The sequence below is a fragment of the Paraburkholderia ginsengiterrae genome, assembly GCF_001645125.1.
Taxonomy (GTDB): domain Bacteria; phylum Pseudomonadota; class Gammaproteobacteria; order Burkholderiales; family Burkholderiaceae; genus Paraburkholderia; species Paraburkholderia ginsengiterrae.
Genome location: NZ_LXKA01000276.1, coordinates 26264 through 52689, shown reverse-complemented (window position 1 = coordinate 52689; position 26426 = coordinate 26264). Strand labels below are relative to the sequence as shown.

Annotated in this window: 23 protein-coding genes and 5 tRNA genes; 20 read left to right on the top strand and 8 right to left on the bottom strand. The window is 63.6% G+C overall.

Annotated elements, in window-relative coordinates; translation table 11 throughout:
- Positions 1-68: 68 nt before the first annotated feature.
- Positions 69-860, bottom strand: coding sequence for an enoyl-ACP reductase FabI (fabI, locus tag A6V37_RS20345; protein WP_064266040.1), 792 nt, complete (start codon positions 858-860; stop codon positions 69-71).
- Positions 861-986: 126 nt separating this feature from the next.
- Here fabI and A6V37_RS20340 point away from each other — a divergent pair, with 126 nt between their 5' ends.
- The 5 genes from A6V37_RS20340 to A6V37_RS20320 all read left to right on the top strand — a co-directional run bounded on the left by A6V37_RS20340 (position 987) and on the right by A6V37_RS20320 (position 7608).
- Positions 987-2984 (top strand): extracellular solute-binding protein, encoded by a 1998-nt coding sequence (locus tag A6V37_RS20340; RefSeq protein ID WP_082902603.1) that lies wholly within the window; start codon positions 987-989, stop codon positions 2982-2984.
- 40 nt (positions 2985-3024) lie between these two features.
- Entirely contained in the window at positions 3025-4062 is a 1038-nt protein-coding gene (locus A6V37_RS20335) for a microcin C ABC transporter permease YejB (protein WP_064286272.1), read from the top strand.
- Entirely contained in the window at positions 4062-5168 is a 1107-nt protein-coding gene (locus A6V37_RS20330; protein WP_064286271.1) for an ABC transporter permease, read from the top strand. Before A6V37_RS20335 ends, A6V37_RS20330 begins: the two co-directional genes overlap by 1 nt.
- Positions 5165-6796: an ABC transporter ATP-binding protein gene (locus tag A6V37_RS20325; protein ID WP_064266036.1), complete on the top strand. Its 1632-nt coding sequence runs from the start codon at positions 5165-5167 to the stop codon at positions 6794-6796. Before A6V37_RS20330 ends, A6V37_RS20325 begins: the two co-directional genes overlap by 4 nt.
- A 137-nt stretch (positions 6797-6933) precedes the next feature.
- A complete protein-coding gene (locus A6V37_RS20320; protein ID WP_064266035.1) occupies positions 6934-7608 on the top strand; it encodes a C40 family peptidase in 675 nt (224 codons plus the stop codon).
- 75 nt (positions 7609-7683) lie between these two features.
- On the opposite strand, the gene A6V37_RS20315 is transcribed toward A6V37_RS20320, so the two are convergent.
- On the bottom strand, positions 7684-8628 hold the full coding sequence (locus A6V37_RS20315; protein WP_064266091.1) for a patatin-like phospholipase family protein: 945 nt from the start codon (positions 8626-8628) through the stop codon (positions 7684-7686).
- A gap of 517 nt (positions 8629-9145) precedes the next feature.
- Between A6V37_RS20315 and gltX the strand changes: the two genes are divergently transcribed.
- From gltX to A6V37_RS20280, 7 genes are all read left to right on the top strand, one after another.
- Positions 9146-10555, top strand: a complete 1410-nt coding sequence (gene gltX, locus A6V37_RS20310; RefSeq protein WP_064266034.1) for a glutamate--tRNA ligase — start codon at positions 9146-9148, stop codon at positions 10553-10555.
- 122 nt (positions 10556-10677) lie between these two features.
- Positions 10678-10753: transfer RNA gene (locus A6V37_RS20305), tRNA-Ala, on the top strand.
- A gap of 164 nt (positions 10754-10917) precedes the next feature.
- Positions 10918-10993: transfer RNA gene (locus tag A6V37_RS20300), tRNA-Glu, on the top strand.
- Between the two features lie 79 nt (positions 10994-11072).
- A tRNA-Asp gene (locus A6V37_RS20295) sits at positions 11073-11149 on the top strand.
- 61 nt (positions 11150-11210) lie between these two features.
- Positions 11211-11286: transfer RNA gene (locus A6V37_RS20290), tRNA-Glu, on the top strand.
- An 81-nt stretch (positions 11287-11367) separates the two neighbouring features.
- Positions 11368-11444 (top strand) — tRNA-Asp (locus A6V37_RS20285).
- Positions 11445-11600: 156 nt separating this feature from the next.
- A complete protein-coding gene (locus A6V37_RS20280; protein WP_064266033.1) occupies positions 11601-12065 on the top strand; it encodes a GNAT family N-acetyltransferase in 465 nt (154 codons plus the stop codon).
- Between the two features lie 32 nt (positions 12066-12097).
- On the opposite strand, the gene A6V37_RS20275 is transcribed toward A6V37_RS20280, so the two are convergent.
- Complete coding sequence (locus A6V37_RS20275; protein ID WP_064266090.1) at positions 12098-12997, bottom strand: AraC family transcriptional regulator; 900 nt, start codon at positions 12995-12997, stop codon at positions 12098-12100.
- 127 nt (positions 12998-13124) lie between these two features.
- Here A6V37_RS20275 and rraA point away from each other — a divergent pair, with 127 nt between their 5' ends.
- Together rraA and A6V37_RS20265 are read left to right on the top strand one after the other, a co-directional pair.
- The gene (gene rraA, locus A6V37_RS20270) at positions 13125-13619 is read left to right on the top strand and encodes a ribonuclease E activity regulator RraA (RefSeq protein ID WP_064266032.1); all 495 of its coding nucleotides are present in this window, start codon (positions 13125-13127) and stop codon (positions 13617-13619) included.
- Between the two features lie 42 nt (positions 13620-13661).
- Complete coding sequence (locus tag A6V37_RS20265) at positions 13662-14063, top strand: gamma-glutamylcyclotransferase family protein (RefSeq protein ID WP_064266031.1); 402 nt, start codon at positions 13662-13664, stop codon at positions 14061-14063.
- A 219-nt stretch (positions 14064-14282) separates the two neighbouring features.
- Here A6V37_RS20265 and aceB read toward each other — a convergent pair whose 3' ends face one another.
- The gene (gene aceB / locus A6V37_RS20260) at positions 14283-15884 is read right to left on the bottom strand and encodes a malate synthase A (protein WP_064286270.1); all 1602 of its coding nucleotides are present in this window, start codon (positions 15882-15884) and stop codon (positions 14283-14285) included.
- 82 nt (positions 15885-15966) lie between these two features.
- The gene (locus A6V37_RS20255) at positions 15967-16782 is read right to left on the bottom strand and encodes a haloacid dehalogenase type II (RefSeq protein ID WP_064266029.1); all 816 of its coding nucleotides are present in this window, start codon (positions 16780-16782) and stop codon (positions 15967-15969) included.
- Between the two features lie 176 nt (positions 16783-16958).
- On the opposite strand from A6V37_RS20255, the gene A6V37_RS20250 reads away from it, so the two are divergent.
- Both A6V37_RS20250 and A6V37_RS20245 read left to right on the top strand, forming a co-directional pair.
- Positions 16959-17861, top strand: a complete 903-nt coding sequence (locus A6V37_RS20250; RefSeq protein ID WP_064286269.1) for a LysR family transcriptional regulator — start codon at positions 16959-16961, stop codon at positions 17859-17861.
- Between the two features lie 200 nt (positions 17862-18061).
- The gene (locus tag A6V37_RS20245; protein ID WP_064286268.1) at positions 18062-18496 is read left to right on the top strand and encodes a universal stress protein; all 435 of its coding nucleotides are present in this window, start codon (positions 18062-18064) and stop codon (positions 18494-18496) included.
- 264 nt (positions 18497-18760) lie between these two features.
- Here A6V37_RS20245 and aceA read toward each other — a convergent pair whose 3' ends face one another.
- The 3 genes from aceA to A6V37_RS20230 form a co-directional block, all read right to left on the bottom strand.
- On the bottom strand, positions 18761-20065 hold the full coding sequence (aceA, locus tag A6V37_RS20240; protein WP_064266026.1) for an isocitrate lyase: 1305 nt from the start codon (positions 20063-20065) through the stop codon (positions 18761-18763).
- A 352-nt stretch (positions 20066-20417) separates the two neighbouring features.
- Complete coding sequence (locus tag A6V37_RS20235) at positions 20418-22040, bottom strand: DEAD/DEAH box helicase (protein ID WP_064266025.1); 1623 nt, start codon at positions 22038-22040, stop codon at positions 20418-20420.
- A 459-nt stretch (positions 22041-22499) separates the two neighbouring features.
- A complete protein-coding gene (locus tag A6V37_RS20230; protein WP_064266024.1) occupies positions 22500-22769 on the bottom strand; it encodes an acyl-CoA-binding protein in 270 nt (89 codons plus the stop codon).
- Positions 22770-22929: 160 nt separating this feature from the next.
- On the opposite strand from A6V37_RS20230, the gene tsaB reads away from it, so the two are divergent.
- The 4 genes from tsaB to A6V37_RS20210 are packed head-to-tail and all read left to right on the top strand — an operon-like array spanning position 22930 to position 26423.
- Positions 22930-23769 (top strand): tRNA (adenosine(37)-N6)-threonylcarbamoyltransferase complex dimerization subunit type 1 TsaB, encoded by an 840-nt coding sequence (tsaB, locus tag A6V37_RS20225; protein ID WP_064286267.1) that lies wholly within the window; start codon positions 22930-22932, stop codon positions 23767-23769.
- Positions 23766-24260 (top strand): ribosomal protein S18-alanine N-acetyltransferase, encoded by a 495-nt coding sequence (rimI, locus tag A6V37_RS20220; protein ID WP_064266022.1) that lies wholly within the window; start codon positions 23766-23768, stop codon positions 24258-24260. The genes tsaB and rimI overlap by 4 nt, the downstream gene beginning before the upstream one ends.
- Positions 24247-25377 carry a uracil-DNA glycosylase gene (locus A6V37_RS20215; RefSeq protein ID WP_064266021.1) on the top strand — a complete coding sequence of 377 codons (1131 nt, stop codon included), beginning with the start codon at positions 24247-24249 and terminating at the stop codon, positions 25375-25377. Before rimI ends, A6V37_RS20215 begins: the two co-directional genes overlap by 14 nt.
- Entirely contained in the window at positions 25377-26423 is a 1047-nt protein-coding gene (locus tag A6V37_RS20210) for a DUF1853 family protein (protein ID WP_064266089.1), read from the top strand. The genes A6V37_RS20215 and A6V37_RS20210 overlap by 1 nt, the downstream gene beginning before the upstream one ends.
- Positions 26424-26426 lie beyond the last annotated feature (3 nt).

Here is a 26426-nt window from a genome sequence, read left to right as displayed (position 1 = left end):
CCGGCGGGCCGACGCGGCGCGACGGGGGAGGCCACAGGGCCACGCACTAATATGAAAGGCCCACTCGCTTATTCACCCACAGCGGCCATGCCGCCGACTACCGCGCTAAACCCGCTGTCGACGTGCACGATTTGCGCCGTCACGCCGGCGGCCAGATCCGAGAGCAGGAACGCCGCCGTGTTGCCGACCTGTTCGATCGTCACATTGCGTTTGAGCGGTGCGTTCTGTTCCACGAAGTCGAGAATCTTGCCGAAGCCTTTGATGCCGCTTGCGGCCAGCGTCTTGATCGGCCCCGCCGAAATGCCGTTCACCCGCACGCCTTTCGCGCCGAGCGACACTGCCAGATAGCGCACGCTGGCCTCGAGCGAAGCCTTGGCGAGACCCATGGTGTTGTAATTCGGAATTGCGCGTTCGGCGCCGAGGTAGCTCAGCGTGAGCAGCGAGGCCTGCGGCGTGAGCATGGACTGCGCGGCCTTGGCGAGCGCCGGGAAGCTGTACGCGGAAATGTCGTGCGCGATGCGGAAGTTTTCGCGCGTCATGCCGTCGAGGAAATCGCCGGCAATCGCCTCGCGCGGCGCGAAACCGATCGAATGAACGATGCCGTCGAGGCCCTCCCAGCGTTCCTTGAGCGAGATGAAGAGGGCGTCGATCTGTGCGTCGTCGGCGACGTCGCACGGGAACACGAGATCGCTGCCGAACTCGGTGGCGAACTCCGTGATGCGATCCCTGAAGCGTTCACCGACATAGGTGAACGCCAGTTCCGCGCCTTCGCGCTTGCAGGCTTGCGCGATGCCGTAGGCGATCGAGCGGTTCGACAGCAGTCCGGTCAGCAGGATACGTTTGCCAGCGAGGAAGCCCATGGTCTCTCCTATCGGGTTCTGCGTGCCGCATGGGCGCGCGCCGCATGCCCCGGATGTGCGAATTGCGCGGGTTTATTGGGTAGAATTCTCGCACACTGCACTTGCCCATAGACCAACAAGGCCCCCATGACAACTGGTTCGCGAAGGGTTCAAACGCCTCGCGCACTTCGGTGCAGCGCGCTTCATCAACCCTCGCTTCTCAGACCCTCGCGTGCCGGGTTCGCGGCGATGCCGCGCTCATGGCGCTCCGCATGCGCCGCGGCGATGTGCGGTGTGGTGGCCGTGGCCGGTTTGCTCGCGGCGCCTCGGGCGCACGCGGTCTATGCAATCGCGCAATACGGCGAGCCGAAATATCCGGCGGATTTCAAGCACTTCGACTACGTCAATCCCGACGCTCCGAAGGGCGGCACGCTGGTGCTGGCCAATCCAAGCCGTCTGACGAGCTTCGACAAGTTCAATCCGTTCACGCTGCGCGGTAATACGGCGCCGGGTGTGGACCAGCTGTTCGAAAGCCTGACTATCGGCAGCAGCGACGAAGTGGCGTCCGCCTACGGACTGCTCGCCGACGACATCAGCATCGCGCCGGACGGCCTGTCGACTACTTTCCACATCAACGCTCGCGCGCGTTTTTCGAACGGCGATCCGGTCACCGCGGACGACGTCAAGTTCTCGCTCGACACGCTGAAAAGTCCGCAAGCGGCGCCGCAGTTCGCGTCGATCTTCGGCGAGATCACGCGTGCGGTGGTCGTCGATCCGCGCACCATCCGCTTCGAGTTCCGCCAGCGCAATCGCGAGTTGCCGCTCCTCGCGGGCAGCATGCCGGTGTTCTCGCGCAAGTGGGGAATGAAGCCCGACGGCAGCCGGATTCCGTTCGACCAACTGGCGTTCGAAAAGCCGATCGGCAGCGGACCCTATCTGATCGAGCGATACGACAACGGCCGCACGATCACGTACCGGCGCGATCCGAACTACTGGGGCGCGGCGCTGCCGGTGCGCGTCGGCATGAATAACTTCGAGCGTATCGTCTATAAGCTGTATTCGGATGGCACGGCACGGCTGGAAGCGTTCAAAGCGGGCGAGTACGATGCGCTGGTCGAATATGTCGCGCGCAACTGGGTGCGGCGTGACATCGGCAAGAAGTTCGACAGCGGCGAACTGATCAAGAAGGAGTTCCCGCAACATAACGGCACCGGCATGCAGGGCTTCTTCCTGAATGTGCGGCGGCCGTTGTTCCAGGACGTGCGCGTGCGCAAGGCGCTCGATCTCGCGCTCGACTTCCAGTGGCTGGACCGCCAGTTGTTCTTCAACCAGTACACGCGTATCGACAGTTACTTCGCCAATACCGATTTGCAGGCGAAAGGGTTGCCTTCACCGGGTGAGCTGGCCTTGCTCGAGCCGTGGCGCGCGAAGCTCGATCCGGCAGTGTTCGGTCCGCCGCCAAAGCAACCGGACACCGATCCGCCAGGCTCGCTGCGCGCCAATTTGCTGGAGGCGCGCGCGTTGCTGCAACAGGCCGGCTGGACCTATCGCGACGGCGCGTTGCGCAACGCCAAGGGCGAGCCGTTCCAGTTCGAGATTCTCGACGATTCCGGTTCGTCCGCGCAGATGGAGCCGATCGTCGCGACGTATATCCGCAACCTGCAGAAGCTCGGCATTACTGCTACGTTCCGCGTGTCGGACTTTGCCGTGTATCAGAAGCGTCTGGACGACTTCGAATTCGACGCCACCACCATTCGCATGCCTGACGTGCAGGTGCCGGGGTCCGAGCAGATCGAGCGATTCGGCAGCAAGGCCGCGGATACGCACGGCTCGGACAATATGATCGGGCTGAAGTCGCCCGCGGTCGACGCGATCCTGAACGCGCTCGTGCATGCGCAAACGCGCGAGCAGCTGGTCGACGCAACGCACGCGCTCGACCGCGTGCTGATGCATGGCTACTATGCGGTGCCGCACTGGTACAGCGGGACGCACCGGGTGGCGTTCAAGCGCGGCCTCGCGTGGCCAAAAACATTGCCGCTGTACTATTCGGCGGAAGGCTGGATCACGTCGATGTGGTGGATTGCGCAGCCGCAGTCGCAGCCGGAGTCCCCGCCACAAGCGAACGCTCAAGCACAGCCACGCTAACGCGTCCTTCATTTACCCTCGCCGCACCGGAGCGCCGCCTATGTGGAGCTACATCCTCAAACGCCTGCTGTTGATGATCCCGACGCTGCTCGGCGTGCTGACGCTGACTTTCGTCGTGATCCAGTTCGTTCCGGGGGGCCCGGTCGAACAGATGCAGCACGAACTGCGCAAGGGCGCCGAGAACGGCGCGCCGTTCGGGCTGCGCGCGCATACCGGTGTCGACGCCCAGCAGATTGCGCAACTGAAGGCGCTCTACGGTTTCGACAAGCCGCCGCTTGAGCGCTATGTGCTGATGCTCAAGCGTTTCTCGACCTTCGATCTTGGGCAAAGCTATTTCCGCCATCAAAGCGTGTGGTCGCTGATCGTCTCGAAGCTGCCGGTGTCGATCAGCATCGGCTTGTGGACGTTCTTCCTGACCTACCTCATATCGGTGCCGCTCGGCATCGCGAAGGCGATACGCAATGGTTCGCGCTTCGATGTTGCCACGAGCCTCGTGGTGTTGATCGGCTATGCGATTCCCGGCTTCGTGCTGGGTGTTCTGCTGCTTGTGCTGTTCGGCGGCGCCTCGTTCCTGCAACTGTTCCCGCTGCGCAATCTCACCTCGGACAACTGGGCGCAGTTGAGCTTCTTCGGCAAGATCGTCGACTATCTGTGGCATATCGCGCTGCCGATCACGGCTTCGGTGGTGGGTAGTTTCGCAGTGGTCACCATGCTGACGAAGAACGCCTTTCTCGACGAGATTCGCAAGCAATACGTGCTGACCGCGCGCGCGAAGGGGCTGTCCGAAAAGCGTGTGCTGTGGAAGCACGTGTTTCGCAATGCATTGCTGCCGCTGATCGTGGGCTTTCCGGCGGCGTTCATCGGCGCGTTCTTTACGGGCAGTCTGCTGATCGAAACACTGTTTTCGCTCGACGGCCTCGGGCTGCTGTCATATGAATCGGTGGTGCGGCGCGATTATCCGGTCGTGCTCGGCACGCTATATCTGTTCACGCTGATCGGTCTGGCAACCAAGCTCATTTCCGATCTTTGCTACGTGTGGGTCGATCCCCGCATCCAATTCGAACAACTGGAGCGTTGATGAATCGAGCCCGCCTTTCCGCCGACGCGGCGGCGCGTAACGAGACGGCGCGCGCGTTCGTGTCGCCGTCGCCTGCGCGCCGTGTGTGGCAGCGCTTTCGCCAGCAACGCCTCGGCTACTGGAGTCTGATCGTGTTCGTCGTGGCGTTCGCGGCGAGCCTCGCCGGCCCGCTGTGGTCGAACGACAAGCCGCTCGTGGTGCGCTACGACGGCAGCCTGTATTTCCCGATGTTCAAGACCTACGCCGAGACCACGTTCGGCGGCGATTTCCCCACGCCGGCGGACTATCTCGACCCGTACATCAAGCATCGTTTCGATGCGCCGGGCAACTTCGCGCTGTATCCGCCGAATCGCTACTACTACGACACACTGAACTACTTTTCGAAAGCGCCAAACCCGGCGCCGCCGTCGCGCGACAACTGGCTCGGCACCGACGACCGTGGCCGCGACCTGTTCGCGCGCCTGTTGTACGGCTTTCGCGTCTCGGTGGAATTCGGCCTGGTGCTGACGCTGATCGGCACGATACTCGGCATTGCAGCGGGTGCCGTGCAGGGTTACTTCGGAGGACGTACCGATATCATCGGGCAACGCCTGATCGAAATCTGGAGTGCCATGCCCGAGCTTTACCTGCTGATCATTTTTTCGTCGATCTTCGAGCCCGGTTTCATTCTGCTGATCGTGCTGCTCTCGCTGTTCGGCTGGATCGGCTTGTCCGATTACGTGCGCGCGGAGTTTCTGCGCAATCGCCAGCAAGACTATGTGCGTGCGGCACGCGCCATGGGACTGTCGAACTGGCAGATCATGTGGCGGCATGTGCTGCCCAATAGCCTGACGCCCGTGATCACGTTCCTGCCGTTTCGCATGAGCGGCGCGATTCTCGCGCTGACCAGCCTCGACTTTCTCGGCCTGGGCGTGCCGTCTCCGACACCGAGCCTCGGTGAGCTGCTCGCGCAAGGCAAGGCGAATCTCGACGCCTGGTGGATTTCGCTGTCCACCTTCGGCGTGCTGGTCGTCATGCTGTTGCTGCTGACCTTCATGGGCGACGCGCTGCGCAACGCGCTCGACACCCGCATCTCCGATGCGATGCGCGCCGGAGGCAATCAATGAGCGCCAGCTTGCAAAACGACGCACAACGGGCCGCCGGCCCGCTGCTGGAGTTGGAGCGCCTGCGGGTGAGCTTCGGCGACACCGTCGCGGTGGACGACGTCACGCTCGCGATCCAGCGCGGCGAGCGGGTCGCGCTGGTGGGCGAGTCGGGTTCCGGCAAGAGCGTGACCGCGCTGTCCATCTTGCGCCTGCTGAGCGACGCCCAGGTGAGCGGATCGATCCGCTTCGACGGCGAAGAACTGCTCATCCGCAGCGAGCGCGAAATGCGCGGGCTGCGTGGCTCGGACATCGCGATGATCTTTCAGGAGCCGATGACCGCGCTCAATCCGCTCTACACGGTGGGCGACCAGATTGCGGAGACCATCGTCGTGCATGACGGCGTGAGCGCGAACGAAGCGCGCAAACGCGCCGTCGCGCTTCTGGGGCGCACCGGTATCGCGGAGCCGGGCAAGCGCGTGAACAGCTACCCGCATCAGCTCTCCGGCGGCCAGCGCCAGCGCGCGATGATCGCCATGGCGCTCGCGTGCCGTCCGCGTCTGCTGCTGGCCGATGAGCCGACCACGGCGCTCGACGTGACGATCCGCGCGCAGATCGTCGACCTGCTTCTGGAACTGCAGCGCGACGAAGCGCAACGTCGCGGCATGGCGGTGCTGCTGATCACGCACGACCTGAATCTGGTGCGCCACTTCGCGCAACGCATCGCGGTGATGGAGAAGGGCGTGCTGGTGGAAAGCGGACCGGTCGAGCAGGTGTTCGAATCGCCGCAGCATCCGTACACGCAACGTCTGCTGGCGAGCCGGCCGGAACGCGCGGTCGTGCCGGTGTTGCCGATTTCGCCGGTGCTGCTGGAAGCGCGCGACGTCTCGGTCGACTTCAAAACGAAGCTGCCGGGCATGGGCGGCTGGTTCCGCTCCGGACGGTTTCGCGCGGTGGCGGACGCGAGCCTGTCCGTGCGCCAGGGCGAGACGCTCGGCATCGTCGGCGAATCGGGCTCCGGCAAATCGACGCTGGCGATGGCGCTGCTCGGCCTGCAACGCACCGCGCACGGCGAGATCGAATTTCAGGGCAGGGCGCTTGGCAGCTATCGCGGCGCCGATCAGACCGCCTTACGGTCGAATATGCAAGTTGTCTTTCAGGACCCGTTCAGTTCGCTTTCGCCGCGTCAGACCATCGAGCGGATTGTCGGCGAAGGGCTCGCGCTGCACCGGCCGAATCTGAGCCCGCCCGCGCGGCGCGACAAGGTGATCGCGGTGCTGCGCGAAGTCGGCCTCGATCGCACGGTGCTGCAACGTTATCCGCACGAATTCTCCGGCGGGCAGCGTCAGCGGATCGCCATTGCGCGCGCGCTGGTGCTGGAGCCGAACATCCTGATCCTCGACGAACCGACCAGCGCGCTGGACGTTTCAATCCAGCAGCAGGTCCTGAAATTGCTAGCTGGGTTGCAACAGAAGTACAACCTTGGCTTCGTTTTCATCAGTCATGATCTGGCTGTGATCGGGGCGATGGCGCATCGTGTCGCGGTCATGCAAAACGGATCGATTGTCGAAAGCGGGGAGGTTGAGAAGATTTTTGCGACACCCTCCCACCCCTACACTCGAAAGCTGTTGAAAGCCGCGCTTGATCATTGATTTTTCACCCTTTCACCAATTGGGTGCGTGTCCCGATTGTATTTTTCTATTTGTTTTGACAGTTGAATACTTACTGGCTAGTATCGACCAAACTTTTTTCCGTAGACCTCTGTTTTTTAGGCAGAAAATACCGACCAATGCAGCACAGAAACCTAACCCAGGCTTGCACGCGCGTCGTCGCCGGGATGTTCATTGGCGTCTTGATGGCAGCAACTCCCGGCGCGTTCGCCGACGAAGTAAGCAGTTTTAATCAGAATGCCTCAAATTCGACCCTCAACGGGTCGAATTCTTTGTCTACTCCCTCCATTCCCAACACCCAGGCAGGCGCTCCCGATAGCGACAGCGGGGCCAAATCGTTCCTGTCCGGCATGGCCGGAAAAGCGGGCGACGTGGTCGTCGGCGCGCTGAACATGATCGGCGTGCGCTATCGCTGGGGCGGCAACACGCCGGATTCGGGGCTCGATTGCAGCGGCTTCGTCCGTTACGTGTTCCAGGACACGCTCGGTATGGCGCTGCCGCGCCGCGCCGAGGAAATGAGCCGGGTGGGCGAAAAGGTGCGCGTGAGCGACCTGAAGCCGGGCGATCTGGTGTTCTTCAATACGATGCGCCGTACGTTCTCGCACGTCGGCATCTATATCGGTGACAACAAGTTCGTGCATTCGCCGTCCACCGGCAGCACGATCCGCGTCGACGACATGGATAGCGGCTACTGGGAAAAACGCTTTACGGGTGCGCGCCGGATCGAGACGTCCTATCAGGACAATCAGGATCTGCGCAAGCGCGTGAACGCCTCAATCGGCGGCAATCAGTAACTGATTTGTCTGCAGCATAGAAAAGCCTGCTTCGCATGAAGCAGGCTTTTTGTCTTTGTGCTGCAACCGGGCCGCTTACACCGCCGTGCGGCTCGCCGCGAGCTTGCGTTGCAACTCCGGCATCATCTTCGCCACCGCTTCCTCGCCGGCCAGAATCGCGGCATTGCGCTGCGAGAAATCGCTGCCGCTCATGGCGGCCAGATTCGGCCGGATCACGATGTCCGCATACTTTTCGAGTTCATAGGTCTTGATGGTCTGGCCCATGATCGTGAAGGTCTGCATCAGCACGTCGAACGAGCTGGCCGTCAGGCCGCTTTCAGGACTCTGCGAGATATCCACGGCAATCACGAAGTCCGCGCCCATCTTGCGGGCGAACGAGGCCGGCACGGGGCTCACCAGGCCGCCGTCGACGTATTCGTGGCCGCCGATCTTCACCGGCTCGAAAATCGACGGCACGCTGCACGACGCGCGCACCGCGATGCCTGTGTTGCCGCGCTGGAACAGGATCGGCTGGCCGGTCCTCAGGTCGGTGGCGACCACGCCGAGCGGCTTGGCCATGTTTTCGATCGGACGATTTTTGAGCGTCGTGTTCAGATAGTTCTGCAGCGCGACGCCCTGCAGGAAGCCCCGCGTGCGGAACGGCATGGCCCAGTCGCTGATCGACGCTTCGTCCATGGTCAGCGCAAGCTTGTTCAATGCGAAGCCGTTCATCCCCGACGCGTAGAGCGCGCCGACCACCGAACCGGCGCTCGTGCCGGCCACCAGATCGACCTGGATGTTGCGCGCCTCGAGCGCCTTGATCACGCCGATGTGTGCAAAGCCGCGCGCTGCGCCGCCGCCGAGCGCGAGCCCGACGCGGATCGGCCGCTGCGGTTTGTCGACGGGCGGCGTGCCGGTAGTGGGTGTGGCGGCGACTGGCGCACTGGTTTGACTGCCGGTCGTGGTGCAGGCGGCCAGCACGGCGGAAGCGGCGGCCAGCGAAAAGTTGCGGCGGGCGAGGCGGGGTGACGACGGTTTCAACGAATTCTCCAGCAACGGCACGAGCGACGCGATCAGCGTGGCCGTGGGCCGCATTCAGGCGGATAGTCAGACGGATGGCGCCGCCGGCGGCGATGCCATGCGCGGTGGCTCTATTCCCAGCCGTAGCGCGCGCACATCATAAATCAAAGCCTCGCGAGCGCGGCGGCGCTGTAATGAAACGTTGCAGAGGAAGTCCTCGGGCGCTGCGTTGCGTGTCTTGCCAGCGGTTATAGGCTCTTTTTTGAGCACCGGGGTACCCCATTCAAACGTCGGGACGGACATTTCAGCGCGCGGTCGAACGCGCACTCAGCGCGGCTGCCGATATGGCACGCGCGCCGCAACTGGCCATTTGGACGAGGGCTGGCAATCCGCTCGTGAAAGGTATAATTCGCCTCTCGTTTGTTATTTCCTTCGTGTCCATGCACGGCGTAGTTCTGCCGCATGGGCGCGGTCCGCTGCCGCGCTTCACAGGTGAATTCCGCCCGGGCGCCGGCGCCTGTCTTCCGAGTAATCGCTAATGACCACCTCTGTTCGTACCCGTTTCGCACCGAGTCCCACCGGCTTCATCCACCTCGGCAACATTCGCTCCGCGCTGTACCCGTGGGCGTTCGCGCGCAAGATGAAAGGGACCTTCGTGCTGCGGATCGAGGACACCGACGTCGAGCGCTCCACCAGCGAATCCGTCGACGCCATTCTCGAAGGCATGGCGTGGCTCGGCCTCGATGTCGATGAGGGCCCGTTCTACCAGATGCAGCGCATGGACCGTTATCGCGAGGTGCTCAAGGAGATGCAAAGCGCGGGGCTCGTGTACCCGTGCTACATGTCGACTGAAGAGCTCGACGCGTTGCGTGAGCGTCAGCGTGAAGCCGGCGAAAAGCCGCGCTATGACGGCACGTGGCGCCCGGAGCCGGGCAAGGTGCTGCCGCAGCCGCCGGAGGGCGTGCAACCAGTGCTGCGCTTCCGCAATCCGCTCACCGGCGTGGTGGCATGGGACGACGCCGTGAAGGGGCGCATCGAGATCTCGAACGAAGAACTCGACGACCTCGTGATCGCGCGTCCGGACGGCACGCCGACCTACAACTTCTGCGTGGTGGTCGACGATCTGGACATGCGCATCACGCACGTGATCCGCGGCGACGATCACGTGAACAACACGCCGCGGCAGATCAACATTCTGCGCGCGCTCGGTAGTGAGCCGCCGGTGTACGCGCACTTGCCGACCGTGCTCAACGAGCAGGGCGAGAAGATGAGCAAGCGCCACGGCGCGATGAGCGTGATGGGTTACCGCGACGCCGGTTTCCTGCCGGAAGCGGTGGTCAACTATCTGGCACGTCTGGGCTGGTCGCATGGCGACGCGGAAATTTTCTCGCGTGAGCAGTTCGTTGAATGGTTCGATCTGGAGCACCTGGGCAAGTCGCCGGCGCAGTACGACCATGACAAGCTGAACTGGCTGAACGCGCACTACATCAAGGAAGCAGATAACGCGCGTCTCGCGGAGCTGGCCAAGCCGTTCTTCGCCGAGCTGGGCATCGACGAGGCCGCGCTCGCGCAGGGCGCGGATTTGACCGCCGTGGTCGGCTTGCTGAAGGACCGCGCGTCGACGGTCAAGGAGATCGCCGCGAACGCCGCAATGTTCTATCTCACGCCGGCGCCTGACGCCGAGTCGCTCACCCAGCACGTGACCGACGTGGTGCGTCCGGCGCTTGCCGATCTGGCTGCCGCGCTCAAGACAGTGGAGTGGACCAAGGAAGCAATCGCCGCAGCATTGAAGGCAACGCTTGGCGCGCACAAGCTGAAGATGCCGCAGCTGGCCATGCCGGTGCGCCTGCTGGTGGCGGGGACGACACACACGCCGTCGATCGACAGCGTGCTGATGCTGTTCGGCCGTGATGTCGTGGTGGGCCGCATCGAAAAGGCGCTTGTTTAAGGGCGCTTGCGTGTGCCGTGAGAGGGTTTGCATGCGGCTTGTGAAAAAAGTCGCATGCAATTGCTCAAAGGGTATTTACAAGACGCAAATTGGCCTCTAGAATCTCGTTTCTGTTCTGCAAGGGGGGTATAGCTCAGCTGGGAGAGCGCTTGCATGGCATGCAAGAGGTCAGCGGTTCGATCCCGCTTACCTCCACCATCAGAGCAGAGTGAAGTGGTTCCGAAGCTTGGAACTTGTAGCAAAAAAGACTTCACAAACGGTTGTAACGTAGTTAAAATAGCGGTCTTCGCAGATAACGAAGCGAATAACTGAGAAGTTAGCGTAAGTTAGCAGCGAATTAAAGACAGATCTGAAAAGATTATGTCCCCTTCGTCTAGAGGCCTAGGACATCACCCTTTCACGGTGAGTACAGGGGTTCGAATCCCCTAGGGGACGCCAAACATCAGCGTCGCTTGGTAGTAAAGCAGCGCAGCTTGCAGAGAAATAACCGACGCTCGCAAGCCAGGGTGTAAAGACTGGAGTGGTAGTTCAGTCGGTTAGAATACCGGCCTGTCACGCCGGGGGTCGCGGGTTCGAGTCCCGTCCACTCCGCCAGACAAAGCCCGTTCATCCAAACCTGAACGGGCTTTTTCATTAAAGGTGTAAGCAGTACGTTGTCCCCTTCGTCTAGAGGCCTAGGACATCACCCTTTCACGGTGAGTACAGGGGTTCGAATCCCCTAGGGGACGCCAGCAGATCGGCGTCGTTCGGTTGGAAGTTTGATCGATGCAGTGGTGGATGAGCCAAGCTCACAAGCCATGTTGTAGAAATCTGGAGCGGTAGTTCAGTTGGTTAGAATACCGGCCTGTCACGCCGGGGGTCGCGGGTTCGAGTCCCGTCCGCTCCGCCAGATTTGAGAAAGCCCACTTCGAAAGAAGTGGGCTTTTTTTATTTCCGCCGTTTTTATTCCCCTGATCTTCGCGTCCAGGTATGCTCGGGAAAAACAGCCATTGCCAGCACGCGCGGCCTGTTTTACCGTTGACCGACTTACCTTCGTCGCTCCACCATGTTCGATCCAACCGAAGCCCCGTTGCCGTTTCATCTGCGCGAAGCCAGCATGGATGATTTCGAGTTCGCCGAGGCGCTGACTCGCAACAACATGGGTGGCTACTATCGCCGTCATCATCTGGTCTGGCGCGGTGATCTGTTTCTCGGCAGCTGGCGCGAGTCGGAGAATTTTATTCTCGAGATGGATGGTCAACCCATCGGCGTGCTGCGGATCACGCAAGAGGGCGATTCTCTGCATATACGTGACGTGCAGATCGCCGAAGGATACCGCCGGCTCGGTGCCGGAACCTATCTGCTCGATGTCTCGCATCAATGGGCACGCGAGCGCGGGCTGCGCGAGCTGCAGTTGCGCGTGTTCGTTGACAATCCCGCTGCGCGGCTCTATCAGCGCAAAGGTTATAAGCTGGCCGGGCCGCGTCTTGCCCAGCTCGGCGCGATCCGTCATCTGGCGCGGCGGGTCTGAGCGGCGCGGGCGCGGTGAGCTAACAGGTTCGCTCAGCGCTGGTCGCCGCTCGTGGAATCCGCACGATCCTGCGCCGTCTCGTCGTCCACTTCGGGGCCGGCAGGTTCGCCGTTCGCCGCGCGATGTTCCGAGCCCCGCTCGATAAACGCCCGGGGACTCTCACCAAACGCGCGGCGGAACATCGCGGAGAATGCGCTCTGACTCTGGTAGCCCAATTCCTGTGCGACATGCGAGAGCGGCCGTCCCTGGCTCAGCAGCGGAATCGCGCGCGCCAGAATCGCCTGCTGGCGCCATTGCGAAAAACTCACGCCCAATTCCTGACGAAACAGCCGCGCAATCGTGCGCGTGCTTGCGCCCACGCTAGTCGCCCATTGTTCGAGCGACTCGCCATGCGTCGGGTCCGCGATCACGGCTTCGCACAGCGCGCGCAGACGCTTTTCGTTGGGCATCGGCACCGACAGCGGCAGCGGTTCCGAGCGCGTCAGTTCGTCGAGTGCGAGTGCGCCGAGCAGTCGCTCGCGCGTGACGGAAATGCCGGGTGTATCGAGCGCGGCAATCACCTCCCGCAGCAGATCCGAGACTTCAACCACGCGTGGCGAATCGAGGCCGGCCGGCACGGTGCTTTCGGTGATGTAGAGCGTGCGCAGAAATGCGTCTTCGACGGCCACCACTTCGTGCGTCACATGCGGCGGCACCCAGATCGCGCGTGAAGGCGGCACCATCCACGTCGTGCCGGTCGTCGCGACGCGCAGCACGCCGCGCGACGCGTAGGCCACCTGGGCCCATGCGTGCGTGTGACGGGCGATGCGCCACCCCGAGGGCATGGGCCGCGAGCGCACGCGGATCGGGTGGGCGTCGGTCGGCTGGAACTCCGGCGGAATGTCGGCAAAGCGGACGGAGCTCGACGAGTCTGAGTCGACAGATGCGGTCATGGCGTAGATCGATTCCGGTTGAAAGCCGCGGCCTTGCAAGGGTAATCCCGGCGTGCCTCTCATTGTAGGTGTTGCCTGCAAGCGGGCGTTGCATAATGTCCCGATTGCCCGACCCGAGGAGAACTCCATGAGCTTTGCTACCGCGGACTTGTGCGATGCACACGAAGACCAACTGGCGCTCGGCACCTTGCGCGTGCTCGACCCGGTCTTTCATCTGTTTAGCCGAACCGAATGTTTCAGCGGCGAAGCGGTCACGCTGAAGGTGTTCGAAGACAACGCGCTGGTGCGCGCCACACTCGAGGAGAAGGGCGCGGGCCGGGTACTGGTGGTGGATGGCGGCGGCAGTCTGCGTTGCGCGCTGGTGGGCGGCAATCTGGCCCAGATCGCGGAACAGAATGGCTGGGCGGGGATCGTCGTGAATGGCTGCGTGCGCGACGCGCTGGAACTCAACGAGATCAACGTCGGCGTGGCGGCCTTGACGACCTGTCCGCGACGCGGCCAGAAACGCGGCACCGGCGAGCGCGGCGTGGTAGTGCAATTGCCTGGCGCGCTGGTACAACCCGGTGAATGGATCTACGCGGATATCGATGGTGTGCTCGTGGCGAGCACGCCGCTAAACTGAAACATCAGCAACCCGATCCTCATGCAAGGAGATCAAACGACGATGCAGACAGTCTTTGTATACGGCACGCTGCGAGCCGGTGAAGTGAACGACATCAGCAAGGCCGCGGCACGCCACGAGATTGCCGCGCCCAACCGGCTCGGCACGGCCACGGTCCGCGGCCATCTGTTCGACTTCGGCTCGTATCCGGGCCTGCTGGTCGACGAAGGCGGTATCGACGTGGTCGGCGACGTCTATGAGATCGACGACGAACTGGTCGCTGTGCTCGACGAAATCGAAGCGGTATTCCCCGGTGTCGAAGACCGCTTTCTCGCGCGTGAAGTGATGGTGAAGGTCGACGGCAACGTCGTGAACTGCCGCTTCTATCCCGTCGCGCCGTCCGCGGTGAAGGGCTTGCCCGAAATCAGGTCGGGTGACTGGGTCGAGTACCGCAGCACGCGTTGAAGTGACTGGCTGACGTTACTCGCCACCGCACGTAGCGGTGGAAAAAGCAGTGGCGAAAAAAACGGCCCGGCAGGCATGCGCCTGTCGGGCCGTCCGGTCGGTCAGCCTTGTGACCCAAGCCGTTTGCACGCCGTGCGTGGGCACGTGCGTGAAAACAGGCTTGCTACTGCGTCGTCCGTTGTGGCTCATGCATCGGCTGCATGAGGCCTTTCGCCTGCCTCAGATTTCCTCGTACAGCGGCAGCGTCAGGAAGTCGGTGAACTGCTCCGAAGTCGACATCTCTGCGAAGATCTGCGCGGCGCGGTCGTACGGTTTCGTATCGCCGCCCACGGCCTGCTTCACCTTGTCGAGTTCCTGTGCCGACAGTTCACGCACCAACTCGGCGGTGACCTTGCGGCCGTCTTCGAGCTTGCCCTTCGGAGAGCGGATCCATTGCCACACCTGCGAGCGCGAGATTTCCGCCGTGGCGGCATCTTCCATCAGGTTGTGGATCGGCACGCAGCCATTGCCCGCGAGCCACGCACCCAGGTAGTGAATGCCGACGTTGATGTTGTTGCGCAGGCCGCCTTCGGTGATCGGCGCTTCCGGACGGAAGTCCGTCAGATCGTTGGCCGTAACCTGCACGTCGTCGCGCTGCTTGCCGATCTGGTTGGGCTTGTCGCCGAGCACCTTGACGAACTCTTCCATCGCGATCGGCACGAGGCCCGGATGCGCCACCCAGCCGCCGTCGTAGCCGTCGCCGGCGTCGCGCGCCTTGTCGGAGCGCACGCCGCCCATGGCCTTGTCGTTCGCCGCCGGATCGTTCTTGATCGGAATCAGCGCGCTCATGCCGCCGATAGCGGGTGCATTGCGGCGATGGCACGTCTTCAGCAGCAGCAGCGCGTAGGCACGCATGAACGGCGAGGTCATCGTGATCTGCGAGCGGTCGGCGAGGCAGAAGTCGCGGTCCGCCTTGAACTTCTTGATCGCCGAGAAGATGTAATCCCAGCGGCCGGCGTTCAGGCCCGAGCTGTGTTCACGCAGTTCGTACAGGATCTCGTCCATCTCGAACGCGGCGACGATCGTTTCGATCAGCACCGTTGCGCGGATCGTGCCGCGCGGCACACCGACCGCTTCCTGCGCGGCGACGAAAATGTCGTTCCACAGGCGCGCTTCCAGATGGCTTTCCATCTTCGGCAGATAGAAGTACGGGCCCGAGCCGCGTGCAACGAGTTCTTTCGCGTTGTGAACCATGAAAAGCGCGAAATCGAAAATGCCGCCCGACACCCGCTTGCCGTCCACCTTCACGTGCTTTTCGTCCAGATGCCAGCCGCGCGGACGCACGATCAGCGTGGCGACCTTGTCGTTCAGCTTGTACGACTTGCCGTTCTGTTCCAGCGAAATCGTGCGGCGCACCGCGTCGTTCAGATTGATATGGCCGGTGATCTGGTTATCCCAGCTCGGCGCATTTGAATCTTCAAAGTCGGTCATGTACGAATCCGCGCCGGAATTCAGCGCGTTGATGATCATCTTGCGCTCGACCGGACCGGTAATTTCCACGCGGCGGCATTGCAGGTCTTGCGGCAGCGGCGCGATGGTCCAGTTGCCTTCACGCACGCTTTGCGTTTGCGCGAGGAAGTCGGGACGCTCGCCGGCGTCGAGCCGCTTCGTGCGTTCCACCCGTGCCTGCAGTAATTGCTGGCGGCGCGGCTCGAATGTGCGATGCAGCGCGGCGATGAGTTCGAGCGCTTCGCGCGTGAGAATCGCTTCATAGCCCGGCTTGATCTCAGCCGTAATTTCCATGCCCTGCGGCAGCGACAATGATGACTGCGGATTCGCCATGTTTTCTCCTTGGTCGGTCAGATTGCAAAGATGCAAATGTTGAGGTGCGGTTGATGAACGTCGTGGAAGCCAACGGTTGCCGTCATGCGCCAGGGCTGTGGCGCGGACGGTTTCCGCCGGGGCCGTTGATGCGGCCGGGCGACGCGGGGGTTTTCAGAAAAGCGAGCAGATCGGTCATGCCTCCGCCCGCGCCGTGCGGCGTGACGCCCAGTTCTTCGACAGGTGCGTTTTGCCGGTTGAGCCAGAAAGTGGTGAAGCCGAACCACGTCGCGCCCGCCACGTCCCAGCCGTTCGACGACACGAAGACGATCTCGCGCGCTTGCGCGCCGAAGGCCTGGGTGCCGAGCGTGTAAGCGGCGGGCGAGGGTTTGTAGGCGCGCACGGCGTCGACGGAAAGAACGTGGTCGAACAGGCCCGTCATGCCGGCGCTTTTCACGGCGATGTCGAGCATTTGCGGATTGCCGTTCGAGAGAATTGCCAGACCTGGGCGAAGAGCGGACTCGCTGCCCGCGGCTGCCGCCGAAGTGAACGGCGCGTCGCGCAACTGGCGCAGTGCGGGCACGGCATCGGGGAAGGCGGACAGGCACGCGTATTCGTCCATCAGGCGCTTTTCGGCCGTGCGGCCCAGCGTGAGCTGAAGCTTCTTCGCGGCGAAGCGCAACGCGTCGAGCGTAATGTCCCAGAATGGCCGGTAGTGAGTGCCGGGCGCACCGGCCGGATCGGCCAGCGTGCGCAACTGCGTGTATTCGATCTGTTTCTGCCGCCACAACTGCGAGAGTGCGTCGCCGTGGCCGGGGAACATCTGCTCTGCCGCAGCGATCACCGAATGCACGTCGAAGAGCGTGCCGTAGGCGTCGAAAATCACTGCTTTAGGGAAGAGTGTCGTTGTGGCCGACATTGCCGTGCGCTCCTATCAGAGGTCAGGGTGGATTGTATTAGTGATGCTCTATGCTAAAAAAGAGGCTAAACATCACTTGATCTTTTACTTTCATACACCTAATCTGACGCGCACCGACCACTTTCCCGCGCCACTCCGAGGGGACTACCTTCGCGGCGTCGCGGCTTCAATTGCTCATGGACCGTTTCAAGCAGATCGAGACTTTCGTGACCGTCGCGGCTAAAGGCAGCCTGTCCGCCGCGGCGTCGGCCGAAGGCGTCGCCCCGGCGATAATCGGCCGCCGCATCGACGCGCTCGAGGAGCGCCTCGGCGTCAAATTGCTGGTACGCACCACGCGCAAGATCACGCTGACCTTCGAAGGCTCGGCCTTTCTCGAAGACTGCCAGCGCATCATTCACGACATGCAGAACGCCGAAGCCAGCGTCTCGGCGGGCGGTGTGAAAGCGAGCGGCCATTTGCGGCTCTCCGCGCCGGCGGGTTTCGGACGCCGGCACGTGGCGCCGCTGGTGCCCGCTTTCACGGTTGCGCATCCGGACGTGTCGATCACGCTCGATCTGTCCGACCGCCTCGTCGATCTGGTCAACGAGGGGTTCGATTGCGCGGTGCGCCTCGGCGAACTGCCGGACTCGTCGCTGGTATCGCTCAAGCTCGGCGAGAACCGACGTGTGTGCGTGGCGTCGCCGTCGTATCTGAGCCGGCGCGGCGCGCCGCACAGCCTCGCCGACCTGGCGCACCACAACTGCCTGGCTCTCGGGGCGAGCGCCAACCAGCAACGCGGCTGGGTGTTCCAGCACGACGACAAGGTCGTCTCGATCAAGGTGTCCGGCACGATGGAGTGTTCGGACGGCGCGGTCCTGCACGAGTGGTGTCTCGAGGGCTACGGCCTCGCGTGGCGATCGTGGTGGGAGGTGGGCACGGATATCGCGGCCGGCCGGCTCGTGAGCGTGCTCGACGAGTTCGCGGCGCCGCCCATCGGCATTCATGCGGTGTTCCCGCAGCGCCGCCATTTGCCGCTGAGGGTGAGACTGTTCCTGGATTTTCTCAAGCATACGTACGGCCATCCCGGCTACTGGGGCTGACGCCGGCCGGCGCTGACCGGCAGCGCGAGGCCTTGCCCAACGGCGACGGCGCCGCGAACAGGGGGTTTCCGATATGCGGACAGACCCTCGGCGAATCCATGCCCGCATTTCCGCGACCTACAATCGATTGAAGCGGCTTGCACGCCGAGCCTTGTTGGACGCAGACGCCGCGCTGCGCGCAGCCGGCGACGGAGGGCAATATGTTCAGGCACATCCTGGTTCCGACCGACGGTTCAGACCTGTCGCGCAAGGCGATCAACGGCGCCATCGATCTCGCTCAGGCAGTCAACGCGCGCATCACCGCGTATGCGTGTCTGCCGCAATATCCGTACTCGCCGTTCTCCGACGTGGCGATCGAACCGCCCTCCGAATTTCTCGAACGCAGCGAGCGCGAAGCGCGGGTGCATCTGCGCGAGGTGGAACTGGCCGCGCACCGCGTCGGTGTCTCCGTCGACAGCCGTACCAGCGTGCACCCGGCACCGTATCTCGGCATTATCGAAGCGGCGGAGCGGGGCGCCTGCGACGTGATCTTCATGGCGTCGCACGGACGTCGTCGTCTCGGTAGCCTGCTCATCGGCACCGAAACGCAGCGGGTACTGACGCATACGAAGATTCCGGTGATCGTGTATCGCTGAATGGCCCGGCGTACGCAGCGTCCAGCACCTCGCGCGCGTCGAAAAAAACGCGCCGGCGGTGAAGCCGGCGCGCACTGTGTTCGCCGCACAATGGGTTGTGCTGGCTTTTGTCCCCCCGTCTCCCAGATTCCGCTGCCGGATTTCCGCCGTCGGCGCTGTTCAACGCACGCTCCGACGGCCCGGCTCTCCCTGTGACGGCGGCTCTCTCGCGAAGCCGTTTGACCGTCTGTTTGCCTGGTTCCCGCGATCAGACCGCAGTGTTGCTTAAGCGACCTTCTTGTCGAAGAACTGTTCGTCTTCCGTCGAGCCGTGCAGCGCGGTCGTCGATGCTTCGCGCTCGACCGTTTGCGTCACGGCGTCGAAGTAGCCGGTGCCGACTTCGCGCTGATGCTTGACCGCGGTGAAACCCTTCTCGGCCGCGGCGAACTCGGCCTGCTGCATTTCGACGAAGGCGGTCATCTGGTTGCGGGCATAGCCGTGCGCCAGATTGAACATCGAGTAGTTCAGCGCGTGGAAGCCGGCCAGCGTGATGAACTGGAACTTGTAGCCCATCGCGCCCAGTTCGCGCTGGAACTTGGCGATCGTCGCGTCGTCGAGGTTCTTCTTCCAGTTGAACGACGGCGAGCAGTTGTACGACAGCAGCTGGTCCGGGAATTCCTTGTGGATCGCGTCGGCGAATTTCTTCGCGAACTCGAGGTCCGGCTTGCCCGTTTCACACCAGATCATGTCGGCGTACGGCGCGTAGGCGAGGCCACGCGAGATCGCCTGTTCGAGACCCGGCTTGGTGCGGTAGAAACCTTCCACCGTGCGCTCGCCCGTCAGGAACGGCTTGTCGTTGTCGTCGATATCCGACGTGATCAGGTCCGCCGCCTCCGCGTCGGTGCGAGCCAGCAGCACGGTCGGCGCGCCGGAGACGTCGGCGGCCAGACGCGCGGCGGTCAGCTTGGCGACGGCTTCGCGAGTCGGCACGAGCACCTTGCCGCCCATGTGGCCGCACTTCTTCACCGAAGCGAGCTGGTCTTCGAAGTGCACGCCTGCGGCGCCGGCTTCGATCATGGCCTTCATCAGTTCGAATGCGTTCAGCACGCCGCCGAAGCCGGCTTCCGCATCGGCCACGATCGGCTGGAAGTAGTCGACATAGCCTTCGTCGCCCGGATTCTTGCCTTCCGACCACTGGATCTGGTCAGCGCGCGTCAGCGTATTGTTGATGCGCTTCACGACGAGCGGCACCGAATTTGCCGGATACAGCGACTGGTCCGGGTACATTTCGCCGGCGACGTTCGCGTCGCCCGCCACCTGCCAGCCCGACAGATAGATCGCCTTCAGGCCGGCCTTGACCTGCTGCATGGCCTGGTTGCCGGTCAGCGCGCCGAGCGAGTTGACGAACGGCTCGCTGTTCACGCTGGCCCACAGCTTTTCCGCGCCGCGCTTGGCGAGCGTGTGCTCGACTTGCACCGAACCACGCAGGCGGATCACGTCTTCGGCCGAGTAGTTGCGCTTCACGCCTTTCCAGCGCGGATCGGTTTCCCATTGCTGCTGGAGTTGCTTCGCTTGCTCTTGACGGGACATGACGGGCTCCTTGGTTGCCTGGATGAGCGAATATGCGTTCGTCAAAGCGTCTGGCCTGTTAGGCGTTTCGTTTCGCGAACTCTTATATAAGAGTCTAGGCAAATCAATGGTCGCGCAGTAGTCGCCACCAAGCGTTTTTCCAATATTTATTTCTGTTTTAAATCAATGTATTGGATTGTGTGTTTCGCATTGCGCAATGATTTTTTCCATCTTGCAATAGGTCGTCTTGTGCCGTGCAGCACGATTTTTTACGACTTAAAAAAATTTTCCACATCGTGAAATTTGGGGCGTGCTGGAGTACGGACGAAAAAAAACCGGTGCCTGAGCACCGGTTTTTTCTGACTGACCTCGCTTAGCTGCCGCGGCGAGCCGTACGCGGGCCGTCGCTGCGGCGTGCGCCGTAGCCGCCGTCACGCGAACCGCCGTAGCCTTCACGCGAACCGCCACCGAAGCCGCCTTCACGCGAGCCGCCGCCAGCCGACTTGCCGGCCCAGCCGCCACCGCTGCCGCTGCGCGAACCGCCGCCGTTACCGGCCGGCTTGCCCGAACCGCTACCGAAGCGACGGCCACCGCCGTTGCCACCGCCCGGACGGCCGCGGCCGCCAAAGCCAGGACGGCCGTTGCCCGACGGAGCCGACTTGCGCGGCTCGAAGCCTTCGACGACGTTGACCGGCAGCGGGGTGCGCACGAAGCGCTCGATACGCTTGAGCGCGCCCTGTTCCGCGTGATGCACGAGGCTCACCGCGATACCCGAGCGGCCGGCACGGCCGGTACGGCCGATGCGGTGCACGTAGTCTTCAGCGAACTTCGGCAGGTCGTAGTTGAACACGTGCGTGATGCCCGGGATGTCGATACCGCGAGCGGCGACGTCCGTTGCCACCAGCACGCGCACGCGACGCTCGCGCAAGGCCTTGATCGTGCGGTTGCGCGCGCCTTGCGGCAGATCGCCGTGGAGAGCTGCCGATTCGAAACCGGCGTCGGCCAGACGGCCGGCCAGCTGGTCGGCGTCCATCTTGGTTGCCGTGAAAACGATAGCCTGGTCGAGGCCTTCATCACGCAGCAGATGGTCCAGCAGACGATCCTTGTGATCGCGGTCGTCGACGTAGTGGACGGTTTGCGCGATGTTGGTACGTTGTTCCAGACGCTGAACGATCTCGATACGCTCCGGATCCTTCAGCAGGCGGCTCGTCAGCGAACCGATCTTGCCGTCGAGCGTGGCCGAGAACAGCATGGTCTGGCGCGTGGCCGGCGTCGCGGCAACGATCGTTTCGATGTCTTCGATGAAGCCCATGTCGAGCATGCGGTCGGCTTCGTCGAGCACGAGGATCTGCAGTTGCGACAGATCGATGCGGCCGCGTTCCAGGTGGTCGATCAGACGGCCCGGCGTGGCGACCAGGATTTCCGGATTCTTGGCGAGCAGCATCAATTGCTGGCCGTAAGCGACGCCGCCCAGAATGCTGACGGTGCGCAGGCGCTTGAGGTGCTTGCCGTACGTGGCGGCGGCGGTGGTGACCTGCATCGCGAGTTCGCGAGTCGGCGTCAGAACCAGCATGGTCGGACGGGCAACCGGCTGCGGCCGGCGGCCACGGTTGCCGTCAGCCGGACGCGGTTCGCGCGGCTGGCTGGCTTGCGCCTTTTGCAGTTGCGAGAAACGCTCGATGGCGGGCAGCATGAACGCGGCGGTCTTGCCCGAACCGGTCGGGCTCGAAACCAGCAGATCGCGGCCGGCGATACCGGCGGGGATCGCGCGTTGCTGAACCGGCGTCGGGTTCTGATAACCAGCGGCGGTCAGCGCGGAGACGACATCCGCGGAAAGACCGAGCGACGCGAACGTCGGGCCGGTGGGCGCTGCGGCTTCAGCGGCGACGGCTTCCGGAGCGGCAGCAACGGCTGCGGCTTGTGCGGGTGCGTCGGCGAGACCGAGGGCTTGATCGGCGATGGCGTTCAACGGGCTGGAGGTGTTGCTCGAAGTCATGAGAATCCTTGGTACACAGGGAATTAAAACGTCGGCGCCAATCGGCATACCCAAGTCGTCGGATTCAGCGAGCAAAGAAGCAGCGAGCAAATCGAAAAACGGGGGCAGCTCGCGACAATTAAGGCGAGCTTTTTGTTAGAAGCTGTATCGGATGCGACATGCCAACACGGCGTGCCGCCAGCCTGGGACATGATCGCCCGTAGGGGGCTAGGCAGGAGGGGACAGGTTCTAAACTGGATTGGAGCTAAACGCTACGAGGCGCTGCGCCGCAAAGGCCGCTGGAGACGAGCCGGGCAAAGCAGTGAAGCGCAGGCCGCATTGTATAGGGTTTTGCTGCACTGCGCCACTTTTAAGAGTTTTCTCAAGCGAAAAAGTTTGCACCGGCCGCGCTGCGGGCGCCCGGCCGGTCGGCCTCAAGGGCCGGCAGCGCTCGAATCAGGGCCGGTTCATGAAGCCCGTTCAGGCCGACGCGCCGCTTTTGAGCGATTCGACGAGCTCGACGTATTGCTGCTTGGCGGCGTCCTGCGCGGTGCCCTTGAGCGCCGCCCACGCGTCGTACTTGTATTTGCCGACGATGTCGGTGAAGCCGGGCTTGTCGCCGTGAACGTCGCCTTCGCTAGCCTGCTTGAAGAGGGCATAGAGACGCAGCAGCGTCAGGTTGCCCGGCCGCTCCGGCAGCTGCTTCACATCGTCCTGGGCCTGGGTGAACTGCGTGTTGATGTCGGTCATGGTCGTTTTGCCCGCCGGGCGGGTTGGGGTTAAGGTTGGCTGACGATCATAGCAATTGCATCCCGCCGCGGGGCCGAGGGCTTATTCCAAACACCGCCCGGCGAGCCGGGGGGCGACCCAAACCACATCTGCGCGCGCCGCGCCGATTACAATACGGTCCATGACTCAAACTGTGCTCCTTGCCCTCGATACTTCGGACGAATTCAGCTCGGTGGCGCTTCTGTCCGCTGCCGGCAATGCAGGTGGCGATGCCGCCGGAACAACGCCTGCCGCTGTGCGGCTCTGGGTGCGCCACGAGCAAACCGGCGCGGTCTCCAGCACGCGCCTGCTACCCGCCATCCGCGAACTTTTCGACGAAGCCGGCCTGACGCTGGCGGAATGCGACGCCATCGCCTTCGGCGCCGGCCCCGGTTCGTTCACCGGTCTGCGCACGGCGACCGGCGTTGCCCAAGGTCTTGCGTTCGGCCTGAATCTGCCGGTCGTCCCCGTCAGCACGCTGCTGGCCTGCGCGGAAAGCGCCCGGCTGCGCGATCCAGCGGCGACGCGCGTGCTTGCCGCGCTCGACGCCCGCATGGACGAGGTCTACTGGGCTGATTACAGCTGGGACGAAACGCAAGGCGAATGGCGCACGGTTCAGACGGCTTCCTTGGATGCGCCGGAGCGGCTCGTGCTGCCGGACGTGCCATTCACGCTGGCGGGCAACGCCGCGGCGGCATTCGGCACGCGATTGCCGGCGGTCGCCGCCGCGCGAAGCGTCGATGGTGAAGCGCTGCCGCATGCGGTGCCGCTCGCGCACGCGGCGTTGCGCGCGCTGCGTGCCGGACGTACGGTGCCGGCCGACCAGGCCGCGCCGGAATACGTGCGGGACAAGGTCGCGCAGACCACCGCTGAGCGGATGGCCGGGAAAACCGAACAGGCCGCGCGCGCCGCTGAATCCGCACAATCCGCACGAACTGAACATCCCGCGCATGACGCGTCTGATGGCGAGGGCCGGCAATGAGCGGGGTGTTGCTCGCGGACCGCTACATGTCGCCGATGACCGAAGGCGACCTGGACGAAGTCGCCGCCATCGAGAAAATCGCTTATGAGTTTCCGTGGAGCCGGGGCAACTTCGGCGACTCGCTGCGCAACGGCTATTTCGGCATCTGTCTGCGGCATGTCACGGGCACGCTGATCGGCTATTGCGTGCTGATGCCGGTCGTCGATGAAATGCATCTGCTCAATCTGTGCGTGACACCCGCCGCGCAGGGCGCTGGTGCCGGGCTCGCGCTGTTGCGCGAAGCGGTGCGGATTACTCGCGCCGAAAAACTCGAGGGACTGCTGCTCGAAGTGCGGCCGTCGAATCATCGGGCGATCCGCCTCTATGAACGCTTCGGCTTTGCGTCGATCGGCCGGCGCAAGAACTATTATCCGGCGAGGCATCGCAGCCGGGAGGACGCCATTGTGATGCGTTTCTCGTTTGCTACGGAGGGCGCGGATGGCGCTGCATGAATCGGTACTGGAAGAGTTCGGACTCGCGCCGCTGTGGGTGCGACGTGGAATGGCGCCGGCGCGGGAGACGGCCGCGGACGGGCAGCAGGCCGGTGCTGAGCAGAACACCGGCCGTGCAGATGCGCGTGACGAGGTGTCCGAGCCGCATGCCGCCGTGCTACCACCGGTCACCGCACGGCCGGTTGTGCGTGCGGGCGAGGAGCGGCAAGCCAGTGAACAGACGATTCAGCGAGCCGTTCAGCGGACCGATCAGCGAGTTGACGAGCAAGCCGATGTCCCATCACCGCCAGACGAGCGCCGTGCGGCTGTTCGTGCCGACCAGTCACCGTCCGCAGCTAACGCACGTGAACGACTCGACGAGCGCCAGCCTGACGCCCGCCCGCGCCCAAGCGAGCCCGCGCAGCAATCGCGCCCTGCTGAGCCGCCCGCGTTCGACGGACCACCGCCCGACGACGACTTCGCATGGTTCGACGACCTGCCGGCTCACGCGCCGTCTGAAGCGCGCCAGCAAGCCCCCGCGGCACCGGCCATCCACACGCTCGACTGGGATGCACTGAGCGCGCGCGTCGCCGCTTGTGAAAATTGCCGCCTGTGCGAGAAGCGGACGAACACGGTGTTTGGCGTCGGCGATCGCAACGCCGACTGGATGCTGATCGGCGAAGCCCCGGGCGAGAACGAGGACCGTCAGGGCGAGCCGTTCGTCGGCCAGGCGGGCAAGCTGCTCGACAGCATGCTGCGTTCGCTCGCGCTCGCGCGCGACACCAATGTCTATATCGCCAACGTGATCAAGTGCCGCCCGCCTGGCAACCGCAATCCCGAGCCGGACGAAGTCGCGCGTTGCGAGCCTTATCTGCAACGCCAGGTCGCGCTGGTCAAGCCGAAGCTGATCGTCGCGCTCGGTCGCTTTGCCGCGCAGAGCCTGCTGAAAACCGACGCAAGCATTTCGTCGCTGCGTGGCCGCGTGCACGAATACGAAGGAGTGCCGGTGATCGTCACGTATCACCCGGCGTACCTGTTGCGCAGCCTGCCCGACAAGGCGAAGGCCTGGGCCGACCTGTGCCTCGCACGTGACACGTGGCGCGCGGCGGGCGGCGCGCCGTCGACCGCACCCCGGTGATGGCCGTTGGTGCGCCGGCGGCGCATCCGGCGTCCGCATCCGCGACCCACGGTGGAAGCATCGCCGCGTTGCTCGACTCGCTGCGAGATCCGGCTGTGCGCGATCTCGCGTGGTTGCTGCTGAGCCCCAATCTGTTGCGCCCGCAACCACCGGTGGGTGCGCTTGCGGCGCTGTTCGACAATCAGCAGGAAGCGCAGGCGTGCCTCGCCTGGCTGCGCGCGCTCGACGCCGCGCCGGCCCCTTTGCACGACGATCTTGCAGCGAAGCGCATCACGCGTCTGGGCCTCTATGCCGAACGCCTGCTCGGCTGGTTTCTGCAACACGGACCGGCGGCGCGGCTGGTCGCGGCGGGCGTGCAGTTGCGGCGCGCGGGCGTCACGCTCGGCGAATGCGATTTTTTGGTGCGGACGCAACAAGGTGTGCGGCTGCATTGGGAACTGGCGGTGAAATGCTATCTGCACGCGGGCGTTGCGCGCGATCAAGCAACGTCGTACGCATCCACGCAGTTGTCCGAGCCGGAATCTGCGCGGTTATCCGACTACGTCGGCCCGAATCTGAAAGACCGCTTCGACCTCAAACTCGCGCATGTGCTGAATCATCAGTTGCCGCTGAGCGCGCGCGAAGAGTTTGCGTCGGTCGGCTACGCGGGTCCCTGGATACCGCAGATGTTCATCAAAGGCTGGCTGTTTTACCGGCAGGATGAGACGCCGCTCGACCCCGTCGAGCTCGACCCGGCGCATGGCCGCGGCTGGTGGGTCACGCGCGCCGACTGGCCGGCTTTCGCGGCGGCGCAGGCAGGGAAGTGGCGGCCGTTGCCGCGGCTGGAATGGCTCGCGCCGCAGCGCCATGAACCGGGCGAGGCGCAGGCCGGGGAATTGGCCTTGGTCGATGCGCAGACGCTCGTCGCGCAAACATCACAGCAGCACGGGCCCGCGATGGTCGCCGCGTTCTCCGAAGACAGCGCGGGCAATCTGATCGAACGCTCGCGCGGCTTCATCGTGCCGGACGAGTGGCCCGGGCAGGCGCAAGACTACGCGCGGCGGTAACAG